Genomic DNA, 1,435 nt, shown 5'->3' on the forward strand with positions numbered 1-1,435 from the left:
TTTCCGAGTCGGATTGAAACCTCAGGGTGTTCGCTTCCGAATCTTTACGAACGCGAACAGCTATGGTTCCCGCCTTCTGTGTGGCGCTACCGATGGTCCGCCAGGTGGGGGAGTCAGTAGACGCGTAGCCGGGACTACCTGCTCGTCAGGCGGCCGGGCATGTCGTTTTGACGTACTGGGTGAGCATCCATCCACTCAGATTCAACGACGGGGCGTACCCGTGCACCCATGCTCCGTTGTTCGCCAGTAAACCGTCCGTATCGAATTCTTCGCCTCTCCGCAGTGTGCCTATGATCGGCGTGTCATGGCCAAACGAGCTGTGCAATGTCGCGTCCTCGGCGCAGACATACCGGCGCTGCACCGTCCCGGCCGCTGTGGTGGGGGCGGGTTGCGGGCTGAGGGATGCGGATTGCGGTGCTACCGGGGTATCCGGTGGCCGAACGGTGCCAGTCGGTGCGTTCTGTGCCAGCGGCACGGGCGTCCCGGAAATCCGCGCGGTGGTCAGCGCCGTTGGTGCCGGGGACGAGGTTGTGCTTTGGTCCAGGCCGCTCGGGAAGGCGCCGGTCGATGAGTGCGGGGATGGTGTCACCAGCGCCGTGTGAGATGGCGTCGTGGCCGGCGATGCCGCGTCCGTTCGGCCCATGAGTATCGGGGTAACCGCGGTCAGCGCGACAGCGACCGCCAGGGCGACGCAGGCGATGAGCGCGAACAACAATACTGGTCGCCTCTGTCCGGCTGGGGAGGTCCCCGCGCCTGAATCCCGCGCCGCACCGCCCGCTTTGGGAACGGTGTCTTCTCCGGGCAGGGTATGCGTACCGGCGTGGCCATGCTCGGTCGGTCCGGGATCCGGCAGCGAGAACTCGGATCGGGCGGTCCAGATCGGTCCGCCCGCGATGTCGAGGCTGGGAGCCGGATCCATGCCGTGTCCGCTGCTGGCGACGCCGGGCGAGAGCTGGGTTCTCGCCGCGCCATGGCCGACGTGGTGCAGCGGCTGGAGGTGGCTCGCTGTGACCGGCGCGCCGGTCAGTGCAGCGGCGATATCTTGGCCGAACGCCTCCGCGCTGGGGTGGCGGGCCTCGGGCTCGAACTCGCATGCCCGTTTGACGATGGCGTGGAGGCGGGCTGCCACCGGATCGGTTGGTTTCCGCCGGCATTCCTCCCCGCGGCAGCGCGGGTATCCGATCATCATCTCGTGCAGCAGCAGGCCAGCGGCGTAGATGTCGCTGGCTGGCGTCGCTGGCTCGCCGCGGAGCTGTTCCGGGGACATGTACAGCGGCGTTCCGACCATGGCTCCGGCTGTGGTGAGCCTGGCTGCGTCGGCGTGTCGGGCTAACCCGAAATCGGCCAGATAGGCATACAGCTGGTCGTCACTCTGCTGGTAAAGCAGCACGTTTGCCGGCTTGACGTCCCGATGAACAACACCGCGCGTATGTGC

Annotated in this window: 1 protein-coding gene; it reads right to left on the reverse strand. The window is 66.8% G+C overall.

Annotated elements, in window-relative coordinates; translation table 11 throughout:
- Positions 1-145: 145 nt before the first annotated feature.
- Positions 146-1,435: protein kinase (locus tag MJ785_RS21170; protein WP_239382564.1), on the reverse strand; the 1,290-nt coding region annotated here is incomplete at its 5' end.

It is taken from the genome of Protofrankia sp. CiT1 (assembly GCF_917627335.1).
In the GTDB taxonomy this organism is placed as follows: domain Bacteria; phylum Actinomycetota; class Actinomycetes; order Frankiales; family Frankiaceae; genus Protofrankia.